General features: G+C 70.5%; 16 protein-coding genes. 7 read left to right on the plus strand and 9 right to left on the minus strand.

What is annotated here, in order from left to right; translation table 11 throughout:
- Positions 1 to 316 precede the first annotated feature (316 nt).
- The 3 genes from RCR19_RS25015 (at position 317) to RCR19_RS25025 (ending at position 2581) form a co-directional block, all read left to right on the plus strand.
- Positions 317 to 535, plus strand: coding sequence for a hypothetical protein (locus RCR19_RS25015; protein ID WP_331267157.1), 219 nt, complete (start codon positions 317 to 319; stop codon positions 533 to 535).
- 433 nt (positions 536 to 968) lie between these two features.
- Positions 969 to 1715, plus strand: coding sequence for a DNA repair protein RecO (gene recO, locus RCR19_RS25020; RefSeq protein ID WP_059131489.1), 747 nt, complete (start codon positions 969 to 971; stop codon positions 1713 to 1715).
- Positions 1716 to 1747: 32 nt separating this feature from the next.
- Positions 1748 to 2581 carry an isoprenyl transferase gene (locus RCR19_RS25025; protein ID WP_331267158.1) on the plus strand — a complete coding sequence of 278 codons (834 nt, stop codon included), beginning with the start codon at positions 1748 to 1750 and terminating at the stop codon, positions 2579 to 2581.
- A 252-nt stretch (positions 2582 to 2833) separates the two neighbouring features.
- Here RCR19_RS25025 and RCR19_RS25030 read toward each other — a convergent pair whose 3' ends face one another.
- The 4 genes from RCR19_RS25030 to RCR19_RS25045 all read right to left on the minus strand — a co-directional run bounded on the left by RCR19_RS25030 (position 2834) and on the right by RCR19_RS25045 (position 6030).
- Positions 2834 to 3253, minus strand: a complete 420-nt coding sequence (locus tag RCR19_RS25030; RefSeq protein WP_331267159.1) for a transcriptional repressor — start codon at positions 3251 to 3253, stop codon at positions 2834 to 2836.
- Positions 3254 to 3389: 136 nt separating this feature from the next.
- Positions 3390 to 4292 carry a metal ABC transporter permease gene (locus RCR19_RS25035; RefSeq protein ID WP_331267160.1) on the minus strand — a complete coding sequence of 301 codons (903 nt, stop codon included), beginning with the start codon at positions 4290 to 4292 and terminating at the stop codon, positions 3390 to 3392.
- Positions 4292 to 5056, minus strand: coding sequence for a metal ABC transporter ATP-binding protein (locus RCR19_RS25040; protein WP_331267161.1), 765 nt, complete (start codon positions 5054 to 5056; stop codon positions 4292 to 4294). The genes RCR19_RS25035 and RCR19_RS25040 overlap by 1 nt, the downstream gene beginning before the upstream one ends.
- Before the next feature lie 17 nt (positions 5057 to 5073).
- Positions 5074 to 6030, minus strand: coding sequence for a zinc ABC transporter substrate-binding protein (locus RCR19_RS25045; RefSeq protein WP_331267162.1), 957 nt, complete (start codon positions 6028 to 6030; stop codon positions 5074 to 5076).
- Between the two features lie 197 nt (positions 6031 to 6227).
- On the opposite strand from RCR19_RS25045, the gene RCR19_RS25050 reads away from it, so the two are divergent.
- Positions 6228 to 7610: a glycine--tRNA ligase gene (locus tag RCR19_RS25050; RefSeq protein WP_331267163.1), complete on the plus strand. Its 1383-nt coding sequence runs from the start codon at positions 6228 to 6230 to the stop codon at positions 7608 to 7610.
- A gap of 132 nt (positions 7611 to 7742) precedes the next feature.
- Here RCR19_RS25050 and RCR19_RS25055 read toward each other — a convergent pair whose 3' ends face one another.
- Positions 7743 to 8795: a chitinase gene (locus RCR19_RS25055; protein WP_059131483.1), complete on the minus strand. Its 1053-nt coding sequence runs from the start codon at positions 8793 to 8795 to the stop codon at positions 7743 to 7745.
- Between the two features lie 205 nt (positions 8796 to 9000).
- On the opposite strand from RCR19_RS25055, the gene RCR19_RS25060 reads away from it, so the two are divergent.
- Together RCR19_RS25060 and RCR19_RS25065 are read left to right on the plus strand one after the other, a co-directional pair.
- Positions 9001 to 10005, plus strand: coding sequence for an aldo/keto reductase (locus RCR19_RS25060; RefSeq protein WP_331267164.1), 1005 nt, complete (start codon positions 9001 to 9003; stop codon positions 10003 to 10005).
- Between the two features lie 26 nt (positions 10006 to 10031).
- Complete coding sequence (locus RCR19_RS25065; RefSeq protein WP_331267165.1) at positions 10032 to 10637, plus strand: TetR family transcriptional regulator; 606 nt, start codon at positions 10032 to 10034, stop codon at positions 10635 to 10637.
- Here RCR19_RS25065 and RCR19_RS25070 read toward each other — a convergent pair.
- From RCR19_RS25070 to RCR19_RS25080, 3 genes are all read right to left on the minus strand, one after another.
- A complete protein-coding gene (locus RCR19_RS25070; protein ID WP_331267166.1) occupies positions 10634 to 11089 on the minus strand; it encodes a VOC family protein in 456 nt (151 codons plus the stop codon). The genes RCR19_RS25065 and RCR19_RS25070 overlap by 4 nt on opposite strands.
- A 76-nt stretch (positions 11090 to 11165) precedes the next feature.
- Positions 11166 to 11372 carry a hypothetical protein gene (locus RCR19_RS25075; RefSeq protein ID WP_331267167.1) on the minus strand — a complete coding sequence of 69 codons (207 nt, stop codon included), beginning with the start codon at positions 11370 to 11372 and terminating at the stop codon, positions 11166 to 11168.
- A gap of 97 nt (positions 11373 to 11469) precedes the next feature.
- Positions 11470 to 12897 carry an MFS transporter gene (locus RCR19_RS25080; protein ID WP_331269548.1) on the minus strand — a complete coding sequence of 476 codons (1428 nt, stop codon included), beginning with the start codon at positions 12895 to 12897 and terminating at the stop codon, positions 11470 to 11472.
- Between the two features lie 113 nt (positions 12898 to 13010).
- Here RCR19_RS25080 and RCR19_RS25085 point away from each other — a divergent pair, with 113 nt between their 5' ends.
- Positions 13011 to 13928, plus strand: coding sequence for a helix-turn-helix transcriptional regulator (locus tag RCR19_RS25085; RefSeq protein ID WP_331267168.1), 918 nt, complete (start codon positions 13011 to 13013; stop codon positions 13926 to 13928).
- Positions 13929 to 13932: 4 nt separating this feature from the next.
- Here the strand turns inward: RCR19_RS25085 and RCR19_RS25090 are convergent, their stop codons facing one another.
- Positions 13933 to 15378 carry an MFS transporter gene (locus RCR19_RS25090; RefSeq protein ID WP_331267169.1) on the minus strand — a complete coding sequence of 482 codons (1446 nt, stop codon included), beginning with the start codon at positions 15376 to 15378 and terminating at the stop codon, positions 13933 to 13935.
- Between the last annotated feature and the right edge of the window lie 98 nt (positions 15379 to 15476).

Consider the following 15476-nt stretch of genomic DNA (forward strand, 5'->3'; position numbering starts at 1 on the left):
GCCGAGTGTATATGCAGAGCGTCACAAGGGTGATGCGAAGAGTAAAAACAGGGTGGGTCGGGCAGCAGGGTGGCTGCAGTACACGTACCACTCGGGGGACGACATTCGGCGTGCTGCGCCGAAGAGGCGGAGGAGCAGTGAGGGAATCGCGGGCGGCGCTCGCAGAAGCAGGAACCATGGTGCCGTCGCTCCGGCTCGCCCCGGTGGCTCCCCCGCGCGGGGCTACCCGTCCGTTCGCCGGACCGGACGGCCGCCGCGTCGACTTCGCCGCCCGGCGCGTTGCGGTCCTCCGCGCGCAGCGGGCCGCGGAGGCGTGATGCAGAAGCCGCCGATCGGTTCGTACGCCGTCGACGTCCGCACCGGGCGGGTGGGGGTGGTGATGGGACACGAGGGTCCGTACGTCCAGCTCAGACCGTACGGCGGGGGCAAGGAATGGGACGTGGAGCCGGAGGCGGTACGCGGCGCGACCCAGGCGGAGCGGCTGAGGGCCGCGACCGCGTACGCGAACGCCCGCAGCCGGGGCGAGGTCCCCTGAGGCGGCCGGGCCGCCGCGCAGGGCATGACGTGGTGCGCGGGCGCACGGTCCGGTGGAGGAAGCGGCGGGCCGGGCGCCGATGGCCCGTCCGGTCCACGGTGCGCGGGCCGTGGACGGTGCCGCCGAGCGCGCCGGCCGCCCGCGATCGGAACCTCGTGGACCGCCTCGGGGGAGGAGCCGATCCCGCCGGCCGCCGGGCAGGGGCCCAACGGCTCCCGGGTGTCTCGCCGCCGGCCCGGGACGCGGCCCTGTGCGCCGACTTCCCCCGCCGGGGTGCAGATGGCCCGCCGCGAGGCCCCGCGGGCCGTCGCCGACGCCCGTCCGCCCGTCCCGTTCGAACCGGCGGACCGGTCCGGCCCCGGGAATCCGGCTCCGTGCGACGGCATACGACACCCCGGCCACGCGCGCCGACGCCGTACGCGAGAATGGCCGCATGAGTCTGTTCCGCGACGACGGCATCGTGCTGCGCACCCAGAAGCTGGGTGAGGCGGACCGGATCATCACGCTGCTCACCCGGGGTCACGGGCGCGTGCGCGCCGTGGCACGCGGAGTGCGGCGGACCAAGTCGAAGTTCGGGGCCCGGCTGGAGCCCTTCTCGCATGTGGACGTGCAGTTCTTCTCGCGCGGCAGCGAACTGGTGGGGCGCGGGCTTCCGCTGTGCACGCAGAGCGAGACCATCGCTCCCTACGGGGGCGGGATCGTGACGGACTACGCGCGCTACACGGCCGGGACCGCCATGCTGGAGACCGCCGAGCGGTTCACCGATCACGAGGGCGAGCCGGCGGTGCAGCAGTATCTGCTGCTCGTCGGCGGTCTGAGGACTCTCGCCCGCGGTGAGCACGCGCCGCATCTCGTCCTCGACGCCTTCCTGCTGCGTTCCCTGGCAGTCAACGGCTACGCGCCCAGCTTCAGCGACTGCGCCAAGTGCGGCATGCCCGGGCCGAACCGGTTCTTCTCGGTGGCCTCGGGCGGGGTCGTCTGCGGCGACTGCCGGGTGCCCGGCAGCGTCGTACCCTCGCCGGGGGCCCTCGAACTGCTCGGCGCGCTGCTGACGGGAGACTGGGAGACCGCGGACGTGTGCGAGCCGCGGTACGTCCGGGAGGGCAGCGGACTGGTGTCGGCGTACCTGCACTGGCACCTGGAGCGCGGACTGCGTTCGCTCCGGTACGTGGAACAGTAGAGCGACCTGAGATCGAGGGAGACGAGAAGCACATGGCTGTACGCGGGTTCCTGGGGCGGCAGCGCCGCGAGGTCAGGACGCCGGAGCCGCACCCGTCCGGGGCCCGGCCGCCGAAGATCCCGGGCGAGCTGGTCCCGAAGCATGTGGCGATCGTCATGGACGGCAACGGCCGGTGGGCCAAGGAACGGGGTCTGCCGCGCACCGAGGGGCACAAGGTCGGCGCCGAGCGGGTGCTGGACGTGCTGCAGGGCGCGATCGAGATGGGCGTCGGCAACATCTCCCTGTACGCCTTCTCCACCGAGAACTGGAAGCGGTCGCCCGACGAGGTGCGCTTCCTGATGAACTTCAACCGCGACTTCATCCGCAAGACCCGTGACCAGCTCGACGAACTCGGTGTCCGGGTGCGCTGGGTGGGCCGGATGCCCAAGCTGTGGAAGTCCGTGGCCAAGGAGCTCCAGATCGCCCAGGAGCAGACCAAGGACAACGACCTGCTGACGCTGTACTTCTGCATGAACTACGGCGGACGGGCCGAGATCGCGGACGCGGCGCAGGCGATGGCCGAGGCCGTGCGGCAGGGCAGGCTCGACCCGGCCAAGATCACGGAGAAGACCCTGGCCAAGCACATGTACTTCCCGGACATGCCGGACGTGGACCTGTTCCTGCGGCCGAGCGGCGAGCAGCGCACCTCCAACTTCCTCCTCTGGCAGAGCGCCTATGCCGAGATGGTCTTCCAGGACGTGCTGTGGCCGGACTTCGACCGGCGTGACCTGTGGCGGGCGTGCCTGGAGTTCGCCTCCCGCGACCGCCGCTTCGGCGGCGCCATCCCGAACGAGGAACTGCTGGCCATGGAGGGCAGGCAGGAGTAACCCGCTCCCAGCCCGTCACGGGTGCGCCACGCGGTGGGGGCAGCAACGGTGTCGCGTTCGGGGTGAGGTTCGCCGTGCGACGGGCACCGCTGTCCCCGGTGCCCCGCACATCCAGCAGGTGCGTGCTGCGCGGTCCCGACCGCGCCGGTACCCGTGCGGCGGTTTTCGTCGACCGGGGCCCGCACACTCCGCAGGACGTGGAGCGGCTGCGCGCCCCGCGGGACGGCCGACCGCCCCGGACCCGAGCCCTGCTCAGCCCTCGGCGGCCGCGGCGCAGTCAGCGCACGTGCCGAAGATCTCCACCGTGTGGGCGACGCTGACGTAACCGTGTTCCGCGGCGATCGCCTCGGCCCACTTCTCCACCGCGGGGCCCTCGACCTCGACGGCCTTGCCGCAGATCCGGCAGACCAGGTGGTGGTGGTGCTCGCCCGTCGAGCAGCGGCGGTAGACGGACTCCCCGTCTGAGGTGCGCAGGACGTCGACCTCACCGGCGTCGGCGAGGGACTGCAACGTGCGGTAGACCGTCGTCAGACCCACCGAGTCGCCCTTGTGCTTCAGCATGTCGTGAAGCTCCTGCGCGCTGCGGAACTCGTCGACCTCGTCGAGCGCCGCAGCCACGGCCGCACGCTGGCGAGTGGATCGTCCCCGTACGGGCTGGCCGGCGGTCGTCACCGTTGCCTCCTTCGTGATGGCTCGCTCGCCTACGGGGCGCCTTGAGCCGCTGCCGGGACCGCGGCGCCCCTTCGGCTCTCGCACGGCTCAGGTCTGCGCCTTGCCGGGCCATTGTGCCAGCCCGGCCCGTGCCCGGTCAGGCTCCGACCTCCTCGGCGGCCCCCCGGGTGGCCGGAATCGCGCACTCCACCGGGTCCCCGGCGGAGTGCGCGGCGGCGGCCGCACGGGCGCGGCGGCGGGCCAGGGGAGTGGCCAGCGCCGTCAGGAGGACGAACGCGGCGATCGTCAGCAGCACGATCGTCGCCCCGGGCGGAACGTCCTGGTAGTACGACGTGACGGTGCCGCCGAGGGTCACGGTCACACCGACGGCGACGGCGATCGCGAAGGTGGCGGCGAAGCTGCGGCCCAGCTGCTGCGCCGCTGCGACCGGGACGACCATCAGGGCCGAGACCAGGAGCAGGCCCACCACCCGCATCGCGACCGTCACCGTCACCGCCGCCGTGACCGCCGTCAGCAGGTTCAGCGCGCGCACCGGCAGGCCCGTGACCCGTGCGAACTCCTCGTCCTGGCTGACCGCGAAGAGCTGGCGGCGCAGGCCCACGGTGACCAGGACGACGAAGGCCGCCAGCAGGCAGATCGCCACGACGTCCGACTGCGAGACCGTCGAGAGCGAGCCGAACAGATACGACGTCAGATTGGCGTTCGAGCCACCCGGCGCGAGGTTGATGAACATCACCCCGCCGGCCATGCCGCCGTAGAAGAGCATGGCGAGCGCGACGTCGCCGCGCGTCCTGCCGTACCAGCGGATCAGCTCCATCAGGATCGAGCCGAGGACGGAGACGGCAGTCGCCATCCACACCGGGGAGGTGGAGAGGAGGAAGCCGAGTCCGACGCCCGTCATCGCCACATGGCCGATGCCGTCGCCCATCAGGGCCTGGCGGCGCTGCACGAGGTAGATACCGACGGCCGGCGCGGTGATGCCGACCAGCACGGCGGCGAGCAGTGCCCGCTGCATGAAGGCGTAGTCCAGGAAGTCCATCAGCTCAGCAGTCCCGTACGGCTCGGTGCGGCGTCCGCCGCATGCGGGTGCACATGGTCGTGACCGGGCAGGGCGTGCTGGCCGACGGCCTTCGGCGGCGGTCCGTCGTGCAGCACACAGCCGTCGCGCAGTACGACGGCCCGGTCGATCAGCGGTTCGAGAGGGCCCAGTTCATGCAGCACCAGCAGCACGGTGGCACCCGAGTTCACCTGGTCCCGCAGCGTCCTGGCCAGCACCTCCTGGCTCGCCAGGTCCACGCCGGCCATCGGCTCGTCCATGATCAGCACCTCGGGCTCGGAGGCCAGCGCCCGGGCGATCAGCACCCGCTGGTGCTGGCCCCCGGAGAGCGCGTCGACGGAGTCCTTGGCGCGGTCCGCCAGCCCGACCATGTCCAGGGCCCGCCGTACGGCCTCGTGGTCGGCCCTGCGCAGAACTCCGAAGCGGGTTCGGGAGAGCCGGCCGGAGGACACCACCTCGGTCACCGTGGCGGGCACGCCGCCCGCGGCCGTGGTGCGCTGCGGGACGTACCCGATCCGCCGCCAGTCGCGGAAACGGCGCAGCGGAGTGCCGAACAGCTCGATCTCGCCGGCGCTCGGCGGCACCTGGCCGATGATGCCGCGCACGATCGTCGACTTGCCCGAGCCGTTCGCCCCGAGCAACGCGACGACCTCACCGCGGTGCACGGCGAGGTCGATGCCGCGCAGTACGGGGCGCGAGCCGAGGTCGGCGCGGACACCGCGCAGACTGATGAGGGGCTCGGTCATACCGTCCTCCATGACGATCACTTGGCGCCCAGGGCCGTCTGCAGCGCCCCGAGGTTCGCCTCCTGGACCGCGAAGTAGTCCTTGCCGCGCGACTTCGACGTGATGCCCTCGATCGGGTCGAGGACGTCGGTCCTGAGGTTCGCGTCCTGGGCGATGGTCCTGGCGGTCTTGTCGCTGACGAGCGTCTCGTAGAAGACCGTCGTGACGCCGTCGGCCTTCGCCATCGTCTCGAGGTCCCGGACACGCGCGGCGCTGGGCTCGGACTCGGGGTCCAGTCCGTTGATGGCCTCCTCGGTGAGGCCGTAGCGCTCGGCGAGGTAGCCGAAGGCGGCGTGTGTGGTGACGAAGACCTTGCCCTCGGTGTTCCGCAGCCCGGACGCGAACCGCGCATCGAGGTCGTCGAGCTTCTTGACCAGCGCGTCCGTGTTCGCCCGGTAGGCGTCCGCGTGCTTCGGGTCCGCCTTCTCGAAGGCCCTGCCGACACCCTTGGCGACCGCGGCGTAGCGCACCGGGTCGAGCCAGATGTGTGGGTCCTTGCCGCCCGGCTCCTCCCCTTCGTGGGAGTCGTGGGCGGCCGCGTGCCCGCCGACCTCGTTGCCGTGCGTCTCGAGGGTGGTCAGCGAGGCGGCGTCGATCTTGGTCCCGACCTCGGACTGGGCCACCGCCTCGTCGACGGAGGGCTGGAGGTTCTTGAGGTAGAGCACCGCGTCGGACTCCTGGAGCTGCGCGGTCTGTCTGGCGCTGATCTCCAGGTCGTGCGGCTCCTGACCGGGCTGGGTCAGACTGGTCACATGGACGTACTTCCCGCCGATCTGCTCGGCGAGGAAGGTCATGGGATAGAACGAGGCGACGACGTCGAACTTTCCCGTGCCACCGGCCGTGGTGCTCGTGGAGCAGGCGGAGGTCGCCACGAGGGTCAGTGCGGCGACCCCGGTCAGGGCGGTCACGGGTATGAGGCGTCGGCGTACGTTCATGACAGTCATTTTCATCAAATATGGAAACCGTTGTCAATAAGTTCCCCGGGTGGGACCGGACCGACCCGGGGACCGGCTTCAGGGTCAGTACCGATTTGATTGGAGGGGAGCCCCCGCCGGTAACCTGAAGCATTCGCTCTGAAGCAATGCTCTGAAGCAGTCGCTTCGTCGCCCGTCGTCGTAATGAAGAGAGCACCGTGGCCGCCGACAAGATCGACACCATCGTCAGCCTGAGCAAGCGCCGTGGCTTCGTATTCCCCTGCAGCGAGATCTACGGCGGCCAGCGCGCCGCCTGGGACTACGGACCGCTGGGTGTCGAGCTCAAGGAGAACATCAAGCGCCAGTGGTGGCGCTACATGGTGACGTCGCGCGAGGACGTCGTCGGTATCGACTCGTCGGTGATCCTGGCGACCGAGGTCTGGGTGGCCTCCGGACACGTCGCCACCTTCACCGACCCGCTCACCGAGTGCACCTCCTGTCACAAGCGTTTCCGCGCCGACCACCTGGAAGAGGCGTACGAGGCCAAGCACGGCCGCCTGCCGGAGAACGGTCTCGCGGACATCAACTGCCCGAACTGCGGCAACAAGGGCATGTTCACCGAGCCCAAGCAGTTCTCGGGTCTGCTCTCCACCCACCTCGGTCCGACGCAGGACAGCGGCTCGATCGCGTACCTGCGCCCCGAGACCGCCCAGGGCATCTTCACCAACTTCGCCCAGGTCCAGCAGACCTCGCGCCGCAAGCCGCCGTTCGGCATCGCGCAGATGGGCAAGTCCTTCCGCAACGAGATCACGCCGGGCAACTTCATCTTCCGCACCCGCGAGTTCGAGCAGATGGAGATGGAGTTCTTCGTCAAGCCGGGCGAGGACGAGAAGTGGCAGGAGTACTGGATGCAGGAGCGCTGGAACTGGTACACGGGTCTCGGCCTGCGCGAGGAGAACATGCGCTGGTACGAGCACCCGCAGGAGAAGCTCTCCCACTACTCCAAGCGCACGGCCGACATCGAGTACCGCTTCCAGTTCGGCGGCTCCGAGTGGGGCGAGCTCGAGGGTGTCGCCAACCGCACCGACTACGACCTGGGCGCCCACTCCAAGGCCTCCGGTCAGGACCTCTCCTACTTCGACCAGGAGGCGGGCGAGCGCTGGACGCCGTTCGTCATCGAGCCCGCGGCCGGTGTCGGCCGCGCGATGCTGGCGTTCCTGCTGGACGCCTACGTCGAGGACGAGGCGCCGAACGCCAAGGGCAAGATGGAGAAGCGCACGGTGCTGCGCCTGGACCACCGCCTGGCCCCGGTGAAGGTCGCGGTGCTCCCGCTGTCCCGCAACGCGGAGCTGTCCCCGAAGGCCAAGGGCCTGGCGCAGGCGCTGCGCGGGCACTGGAACATCGAGTTCGACGACGCGGGCGCCATCGGCCGCCGGTACCGCCGTCAGGACGAGATCGGCACGCCGTACTGCGTGACGGTCGACTTCGACACGCTCGAGGACAACGCGGTGACCGTGCGCGAGCGTGACTCGATGAAGCAGGAGCGCGTGTCCCTCGACCAGATCGAGGGCTACCTCGCGAGCCGCCTCATCGGCTGCTAGACGCCGCCTGAACTCCTGAACACCCGAACGCCGGGCGGGCCGTATCGATCCGGCCCGCCCGGCGTTTTCGGCGGGGTCCCGGTAAGGGGCCCGCTCCGGGCCCCGCGCGGCGTTCGCAGCGCGGGCCGGCCGTCAGCGGCCCTGCAGGGACTTCACGTTGTCGCCGAAGGTCCAGTTCTTCGAGCCGTCCCAGTTGATCGACCAGGTCATCAGGCCCTTGAGCGAGGTGCCGTAGTGGCGCCAGGCCTGGGAGACCAGTGCCGGTGACATGTAGCCGCCGCCCGCACCCGACTGGGCGGGCAGGCCCGGTACCTGCTTGTCGTACGGGACCTTCACCGTGGTGCCCTGTACGACCAGTCCCTTGTTCAGGCAGTCCGTCTGCGCGGTGAAGCCCGCGACGGTGCCCGCCGCGTAGGAGTCGCCCGAGCAGCCGTACATGCTGCCGTTGTAGTACTGCATGTTCAGCCACCACAGGCGGCCGTTGTCCGCGTACTTCTTGACGATCGGCAGATAGGCGCCCCAGATCGAGCCGTAGGTGATGCTGCCTCCGGTGACGTAGGCCGTCTCCGGGGCCATCGTCAGACCGAAGTTCGACGGCATCTGCGCCAGCACTCCGTCGATGATGCGGATCAGGTTGGCCTGGGACGTGGAGAGCCGGCCGATGTCCCCGCTGCCGACCAGGCCCGTCTCGATGTCGATGTCGATGCCGTCGAAGTTGTACTTCTTCAGGATCGGCACGATCGTCGCGACGAACCGGTCGGCGACCGCCGTGGAGCTGAGGTCGATGCCCGCCGCCGCGCCGCCGATCGACAGCAGGATCGTCCGGCCCGCCGCCTTCGCCGCGCACATCTCCGCCGGCGTGGCCACCTTCACCCCCGCGTCCATGCCGTCCTCCCACAGCGCGGTGCCGTCGGAGCGGATGACCGGGAAGGCCGCGTTGATCACGTTGTAGCCATGGGTGCCGATGCGCGAGTCGGTGATCGGGGTCCAGCCGAAGGGCGGGTGGACGCCGTTGGCCGCGCCGTCCCAGTTCTCCCAGTAGCCCTGGAGGACCTTGCCGGACGGGCGCGACTTCACGGCGCAGGTGTCGGCCGCGGATGCGGCGGGGGCGGTGGCGATCGACAGTGGCACGAGAACGGCCGCGGTGAGCGCGGCGGCGAGCAGGCGCAGCCTGTGGCGGATCATGCGAGGCCTCCCGGTGGGGGGTGTGAGGTGTCGTAGGCATGACAGTGCTCGTGGTCCAGACCTCTCGTCAATAGGTCTGGACCAGATCGGCCGACAGGTGTACGTGTGGCGAATGACGGCATGACAGATGACAGATATTGAAATCTGTCATCTGTCATGCGAGGCTGGAGTCAGACGTCCTGAAACGGATACCAAGGAGTTCCCCATGCACACCCGCACCCTCGGCACCACCGGCCCCCGGGTCTCCGCTCTCGGCCTCGGCGCCATGGGCATGTCCGCGATGTACGGCGAGGCCGACCGGGCCGAGTCCGTCGCCACCGTCCATGCCGCCCTCGAAGCGGGCGTGACCCTGCTCGACACCGGTGACTTCTACGCCATGGGCCACAACGAGATGCTGGTCGGCGAGGCTCTGCGCACCGCCCCCGCGGCCCGCCGCGAACAGGCGCTGGTCAGCGTGAAGTTCGGTGCCCTGCGGGACCCCGGCGGCAGCTGGCTCGGCTACGACGGCCGTCCCGTCGCCGTGAAGAACTTCGCCTCGTACTCGCTCCAGCGCCTCGGCGTCGACCACATCGACATCTACCGGATCGCGCGCCTCGACCCGGCCGTGCCGATCGAGGAGACGGTCGGTGCGATCGCCGAGCTGGTGGAGAAGGGGTACGTCCGCCACATCGGGCTCAGCGAGGTCGGCGCCGACACCGTCCGCCGGGCCGCGGCCGCCGCCCCGATCTCCGATCTGCAGATCGAGTACTCGCTCATCTCGCGCGGCATCGAGGAGCGCATCCTGCCCACCACGCGCGAACTGGGGATCGGCGTCACGGCATACGGCGTGCTGTCCCGGGGCCTGATCTCCGGCCACTACACCCGGGACCGGCAGCTCGCCTCCAACGACTTCCGCTCCTTCTCGCCCCGGTTCCAGGGCGAGAACCTCGACCACAACCTCGGTCTGGTGGAGGCGCTGCGGAAGATCGCCGGCCAGAAGGGCGTGAGCGTCGCGCAGCTCGCGATCGCCTGGGTCCTCTCGCGCGGCGAGGACATCGTGCCGCTGATCGGCGCCCGCACCCGCGAGCGGCTGTCGGAGGCGCTCGGCGCGACCGCCGTGACCCTGGAGGAGGCCGATCTGGCGGCGATCGAGGCGGCCGTGCCCGCGGACGCTGCGGCCGGTGACCGCTACCCCGCGGCCCAGATGAACCACCTCGACAGCGAGCGCTGACACCGGCCCCGGGTACGGTCTGGAACATGGCACCGACCACCGAGACCCTGACCGCCGAGCGCATCCTCGAAGCGACCGAGGAGGTGCTGCGCCGCCATGGCCCCGCCAAGGCCACCGTGGTGGACGTGGCCCGTGCGCTCGGTGTCAGCCATGGCAGCGTGTACCGCCACTTCCGTACCAAGGCGGTGCTGCGGGAGGCGGTCACCAAGAGGTGGCTGGACCGTACGGCGCTCAGGCTCTCCGCGATCGTCGGCCAGGACCGCGCGCCGGAGACGCTGCTGCGGGAGTGGCTGGAGGCCCTGTTCGACGCCAAGCGCCGCAAGGCCGGTGACGACCCCGAGCTGTTCGCCACGTTCAGCGTTCTCGCCGACGAGAACAGCGGCGTGGTCGATCAGCACATCGCGGAACTCACCGCCCAGCTCACCGAGATCGTCCGCAACGGCGTGGCCCGGGGCGCGTTCACGGCGACCGACCCCGCGCTCGCGGCCCGTGCCGTCTTCCAGGCGACGGGCCGTTTCCACGATCCCGCGTATGCGAGCCGGTGGCTGCGGCCCCAGGTGCGGGCCGAGTTCGACGCGGTGGTCGACCTCCTGCTGAGGGGGCTTCGGGCTGCCGACCACCCCGCCGGCTAGGCCACGCAGAACTCGTTGCCCTCGGGGTCCCGCATCACCGTCCAGCGGCCGGCCGGGCCCTTGTCGACCTCCTCGACCCGGGTCGCGCCCAGGGACTCCAGACGCGCGGCCGTTGCCTCCGGGCCGTCCGGGCCGGAGCGCACGTCGATGTGCAGACGGTTCTTCACGGTCTTGGACTCGGGGACGTCCTGGAACAGGACGCGCCGGCCCCGGCCGATGCCCGTCTCCTCGTCGTACGGATCCAGGGGGTGCCGGATCGCCGCGAAGCCCCGGAAGACGCGGACGCCGTTGTGCTCGGCGACCGCCTCCTCCGGCAGCCGGCCGGCGGCCAGCAGACGGGAGATCAGAGCGCTGTTGTCCTCCACCTCGTAGCCCAGCGCCATCGCCCAGAAGTCCGCGAGGGCGGTGGCGTTGCGCGTGTCGACGACCAGTTTCCAGTCCAGAGCTGCCATGCGACCAGTTCTATCGCCGCCGGCTCGCACCCGGGGCCCGGAGCCGGAAACCGTCTCCCGCGAACGACCGGGCCGGCTAGTCGTCCGCGGGATCCACCGTCGCCTGGTGCGCCTCGGCGAGGTGTTCCTCCGCCTTCAGCCACGGCAGGAACTGCGCGCTCTTGCGCCAGCCGCACGTGTCGCACCTGATCGTGCGCTGCGCCCCGGTCCGCTGTACCCGCACGACGTGTTCCCGCCCGTGCTGGTCCCAGCGGCTGACCTTGCTCGAGTTGATCTGCAGCATGACGCCTCCAGGAAGTACCTGTCCGCTTGCGCAGCAAGGAGTGTGCAGCAACTGGAAGATCAATAGGGGTTCTTGAACGACGACTTGACGCGACGCGTCAGCCGATCGTCCGCGGCAGGCGCAGACTCAGGGCGATCGTGAGGGCGATCCCGGCCAGCTGGACCAGGAGCGTGATCACCAGCGCGTCCCGCATACCCAGGCCCGGCACCAGGGCCAGGAACAGGGAGCCGAGCGTCGCGACGCCCAGCGCCAACGCCGACTGCTGGGTGGTGATCATGACGCCGCCGCCGACGCCCGCGCGGGCCGGCGGCACCTCCGACAGGATGAGCCGCAGCACGACCGGGAGCTGGAGCGCCTGCCCCGCACCGGCCACCGCCGCGCCCGGCAGCAGTTCCAGCACGCCCAGATGTGGCCAGGCACGCCAGGCCGCGAGCACCATCAGGGTCACGCCGACCGCCTGGACCACACCGCCGGCGCTGACCACCCGGGTGCCGAAGCGGGCCACCAGCCGCGGTCCGCACAGCGACACCACGAAGAACGCCACCGCCATCGGTGTCAGTGCCAGACCCGCCGAGACCGGACCGAGCCCGGCACCCTGCTGGAGCGCCACCGCGATCACGAACATGAATCCGCTGAAGCCGATCGAGAACGGCACGATCATCACCAGCCCGCGGCGCAGCGACATCAGCGCGAACAGGCTGGGCGGCACCAGCGGCGTACGGCCGTGCCGGTCAGCGCGGCGCTCCACCGCGTAGAACGCCCAGGCCGCGAACGGGAAGGCGGCGAGCGCGAGCCAGGTCCACAGCGGCCAGCCGGCCGCGCGGCCCTCGGTGAGCGGGGCGAGGAGGGTGACCAGTGCCACGGCGAGCAGCACGGTGCCGGGTCCGTCGACCGGCTCGGGGTGCTGGGAACGGGTCTCAGGGACGGTTCGTGCGGCCAGGAACAGGCCGACGACGACGACCGGGACGTTCACGAGGAAGACCGAGCGCCAGCCGGTGCCCGCGATGTCCGCGGCCACCAGCACACCGCCGAGGATCTGCCCGGCCACCATGGAGAGTCCGGCCGTCGCTCCGTACAGGCCCATCGCCTTGGCCCGGCGCGGGCCGCTGGTCGCCGCCTGGATCGTGGCGAGCACCTGGGGGAGCATCGCCGCGGCCGCCGCGCCCTGCGCGACACGCGCCGCGACCAGCGTCCACGCGTCGGGTGCCAGTCCGCACGCCAGCGAGGTCACGCCGAAGGCCGCCATGCCGCCCAGGAAGAACTCGCGGCGCCCGAAGAGGTCGCCCAGCCGTCCGCCGAGAACGAGCAGCACGGCGTACGAGAGCCCGTACCCGGCGACGACGAGCTCAAGGACGGCCTCGCTCGCGTGCAGGTCCCTGCCCATCGTCGGGAGGGCTACGTTGACGATGAAGAAGTCGATGAGGGGCAGTGCCGCCGCCAGCAGCACCGTGAACAGTCCGAGCCCGCTCAGCCCCGGTGCCGTCACCGGCGAGCGGACGGTACGGGAGGTCAGTGTCGAAGACAGTGATTCGGTCACGCCGTCGAGCCTCCGTCGACCCTCAGCGTGGTACCAGAGTGTCCTTATCCTGGTACAAGCACTACCTGGCAACAGGGTCGGGGGCACGGCAGGCTGAGGACATGGCGACCATGGTGCAGGAGACGGCGACAAGCCGGGAGACCGGGGACCGCAGGCTTCACGAGACACCCGCATCCGAGGTGCGGCGGCACGAACTGGCCGCCTTCCTGCGGCACCGGCGCGAGCACATCGCCCCCGAACAGCTCGGGCTGCCCCGCGGCAGGCGCCGCCGTACCCCCGGGCTGCGGCGGGAGGAGGTCGCGCACCTCTCCGCGGTCGGTGTCACCTGGTACACCTGGCTGGAGCAGGCCCGGGACATCCAGGTCTCCGTCCAGGTCCTCGACGCCCTCGCGCGCACCCTCCTGCTCGACGCCAGCGAGCGGGCCCATCTGTTCAACCTGGCCGGGGCCGTCGACCCCGCCCCCGGCTCGCACTGCTCGTCCGTCACGGACGCCCAGCGCATCGTGCTCGACCAGCTGGAGCCGCTGCCGGCCTGCATCACCAACAGCCGGTACGACATCCTCGCCTACAACCGCACCTACGGTCTGCTGATGTGCGACCTGGACGCCGTCCCTCCGATGGACCGCAACTGCATGGTGCTCTGCTACACCAACCCGGACTGGCAGGCGGCGACCGTCGACCTGGAGGGGGCCATGCGCCTGATGGCCGCCAAGTTCCGCGCCAATATGGCCGAACACTTGGGCGAGCCCGCATGGAAGATCCTGCTCAAGCGGCTGATGACCGAGTCCGCCGAGTTCCGCGAGGCATGGGAGCGGCACGAGGTGGTGCGGTCCCTGACCAAGCGCAAGCAGTTCCTCAACGCCCATGTGGGCCATCTGAACCTGGACCACACGGATCTGTGGCTCGGCCCGCACAACGGGGCGCGGATGGTGACGTACGCGCCGGCCGACGAGGAGTCGCGCAGGAGGCTCGAGCAGCTCCGGACCATCGCCCTCGGGCGGGAGCGCGCGGCGGCCTGACGCCCTACGCGCCGACCCCCGCCGCGTCCCGGATCTCCGAGGCCTGGAGCCGGTCCGCCGCGCGCTCCGCCGTCCCGCGGGCCCAGCGACCCGTCGTCAGGGTGCCCAGCAGCAGGACCGCGAGCCCGCAGGCCGTGAGGATCCACCAGCCGGGGCGTGCGGCGGAGACGAAGACCTCCCGGTAGGGGCCCGTGTGCACGCCCGAGGCCAGGACCGAGCCGATCACAGCGACGCCGAGGGTGCCGCCGATCTGGCGGCTGGTGGAGGCGACGGCGGCGGCCACACCCGCCTGGGTGCGGGGCATGCCGGAGACGGCCGTGTTGGTGATGGGCGCGTTCACGAAGCCGAAGCCCAGGCCGAAGAGGACGTAGCCGATCACCAGCGTGACGTCGGACGTCTCCGCCTCGAAGGCCGCGAACAGCAGACCGCTCGCCGTCATCGCGATCCCGGCCGTCACGAGGGAGAAGCGCGGGCCGCGGCTGCCGACCAGACGTCCGGAGAGCGGGGCGCACACGAAGCACATGACGGCCATCGGCAGCATCCACAGGCCCGCGTGCAGCGCGTCAAGACCGCGTACGTTCTGCAGGTACAGCGTGGACAGGAACAGGAAACCGCTGAGTGCCGCGAAGGCGCTGACCGCGACGACCGTCGCCCCGCTGAACGGCGCCGAACGGAAGAAGCGCAGGTCGATCAGGGGTTCGTCACGTCGGGGCTCGTACCACAGCAGGGCGAGCAGCGCGATCAGCGCCACCGCGCCGAAGGCCAGCACGCCGGCGGCCGACGAGCTCGGCGCCTCGATGATGGCGTAGGTCAGTGAGCCCAGCAGGGCGATCACCAGGAGCTGGCCCACCGGGTCCGGGCGGCGGGCCTTCGGTGCGCGCGACTCGGGCACGAACAGAACGGTCAGCAGCAGCGCGGCGAGCCCCACGGGCAGGTTGAGCCAGAAGATCGAACGCCAGCCGACCGAGTCGACCAGCAGGCCGCCGACGATCGGGCCGGCGGCCATGGATATGCCGACGACTGCGCCCCAGACGCCGATCGCGCGGGCGCGCTCGCGGGGGTCGGTGAAGGTGTTGGTGATGATCGACATCGCGACCGGGTTGAGCATCGAGCCGCCGACGGCCTGCACCATGCGGAAGACGATCAGCGAGTCCAGGTTCGGGGCGAGCGAGCAGAGCAGTGAGCCGATCGTGAAGATCACGAGGCCCGCCTGGAAGACCCTGCGGCGGCCGATACGGTCGGCCGTCGAGCCCGAGAGCATCAGCAGCGAGGCGAGGACCAGGGTGTAGGCGTCGATCGTCCACTGCAGGCCGGACACGCTTGCGTGCAGTTCCTTCTGCATGGAGGGGAGCGCGACGTTCAGAACGGTGTTGTCGAGGCTCACGATCAGCAGGCTCATGCAGCAGATCGCGAGCACCAGAAGACGTCGTCGGTGGCTGAGCTCGGGCATGGGACCCATCGTACGCCGATGTCGATAGTGCGGTTAACTAATGACCTCTACACGATCACAGGTGCCGGGTACCCGCCGGCGTACGTGACAATGGGGGA

Source organism: Streptomyces sp. WAC07094 (assembly GCF_036320405.1).
GTDB classification, from domain to species: domain Bacteria; phylum Actinomycetota; class Actinomycetes; order Streptomycetales; family Streptomycetaceae; genus Streptomyces; species Streptomyces lannensis.

Bases quoted from the DNA above. Each gene is read 5' to 3' on its own strand.
- RCR19_RS25075 (WP_331267167.1), bottom strand. From the start codon at position 11,372: ATGCTGCAGATCAACTCGAGCAAGGTCAGCCGCTGGGACCAGCACGGG.
- RCR19_RS25055 (WP_059131483.1), bottom strand. From the start codon at position 8,795: ATGATCCGCCACAGGCTGCGCCTGCTCGCCGCCGCGCTCACCGCGGCC.
- RCR19_RS25025 (WP_331267158.1), top strand. From the start codon at position 1,748: ATGGCTGTACGCGGGTTCCTGGGGCGGCAGCGCCGCGAGGTCAGGACG.
- RCR19_RS25040 (WP_331267161.1), bottom strand. From the start codon at position 5,056: ATGACCGAGCCCCTCATCAGTCTGCGCGGTGTCCGCGCCGACCTCGGC.
- RCR19_RS25090 (WP_331267169.1), bottom strand. From the start codon at position 15,378: ATGCCCGAGCTCAGCCACCGACGACGTCTTCTGGTGCTCGCGATCTGC.
- RCR19_RS25045 (WP_331267162.1), bottom strand. From the start codon at position 6,030: ATGAACGTACGCCGACGCCTCATACCCGTGACCGCCCTGACCGGGGTC.
- RCR19_RS25065 (WP_331267165.1), top strand. From the start codon at position 10,032: ATGGCACCGACCACCGAGACCCTGACCGCCGAGCGCATCCTCGAAGCG.
- RCR19_RS25035 (WP_331267160.1), bottom strand. From the start codon at position 4,292: ATGGACTTCCTGGACTACGCCTTCATGCAGCGGGCACTGCTCGCCGCC.
- RCR19_RS25060 (WP_331267164.1), top strand. From the start codon at position 9,001: ATGCACACCCGCACCCTCGGCACCACCGGCCCCCGGGTCTCCGCTCTC.
- RCR19_RS25015 (WP_331267157.1), top strand. From the start codon at position 317: ATGCAGAAGCCGCCGATCGGTTCGTACGCCGTCGACGTCCGCACCGGG.
- RCR19_RS25085 (WP_331267168.1), top strand. From the start codon at position 13,011: ATGGCGACCATGGTGCAGGAGACGGCGACAAGCCGGGAGACCGGGGAC.
- RCR19_RS25070 (WP_331267166.1), bottom strand. From the start codon at position 11,089: ATGGCAGCTCTGGACTGGAAACTGGTCGTCGACACGCGCAACGCCACC.
- recO (WP_059131489.1), top strand. From the start codon at position 969: ATGAGTCTGTTCCGCGACGACGGCATCGTGCTGCGCACCCAGAAGCTG.